1 protein-coding gene is annotated in these 862 nt (G+C 42.7%); it reads right to left on the bottom strand.

Annotated features, from left to right (window positions below):
- Window positions 1-850: IS110 family transposase (locus tag R8O11_RS26255; protein ID WP_318194745.1), on the bottom strand; the 850-nt coding region annotated here is incomplete at its 3' end.
- Between the last annotated feature and the right edge of the window lie 12 nt (window positions 851-862).

The following is an 862-nucleotide window of genomic DNA, read 5'->3' on the forward strand; positions in this document are numbered from 1 at the left end:
TTCCTGCCGTAAGTAGTCGTTCATAAGTTGCTTTGAAAACAGGGTTGCATTGGATAGCCGACATCATCGCCATATACATAACGGTCCTAACTTGAGACCGCCCTCCTTGTATCAGCCGCTTACCTTTAAAGCGGCCACTTTCTCTTGTTATTGGTGCGACACCAATGAGAGAAGAAGCTTGTTTGTTAGTGATAAAGCCCAGCTCGGGTACATTACTAATTAGGGAGGCAGCAAGGACTTTACCAACACCAGGCATGCTTTGGAGAATAGTATTTTTGGCTTGATACTCAGGACAACTCTCAATCAGTTTCGCTATCTTTGCTTCTACTTTTTCAATCTGATTTTTCAGGGCGGTAAGGATAGGGGTAATCGTAGACGAGATATTCTTAGGTAATATTTGTAGTCGGTTTCTTTCCATGGTTTGCATGGTGAGTAGCTGGTTACGCCTTGTGACTAAGTCACTCATAAGGCGTATGTTTTCGCTTTTTAGTTTGGTCAGTTCTGGCTGAACACGTTCGGCATAATGTGCGATGAGAGCGGCATCTAAACGGTCGTTCTTAGCTCGTTGACCAATGGCACCAGCAAACCTTTTAATACGTAGTGGGTTGGCAATAACATAAGGTAATTTGGCTTTGTCACAGGCGAGTATAAAAGGCATTTCTAATCGACCTGTAGCTTCGATGACGACACGTTGAGGTTTGTGTTTCTTAATGGTTTTTATGGCATCGCTGATGCCTTTTTCGGTGTTCGGGACAGTGAAGTAAATATCGAGTGGTCGGATGTAGATGTCTAATTGTGACTTACCAGTATCAACGCCGACATTAATGTTTTGAAGTGTGTTTGTATTCATAATAAGCTAACT

This window comes from Vibrio sp. 1288 (genome assembly GCF_033344475.1).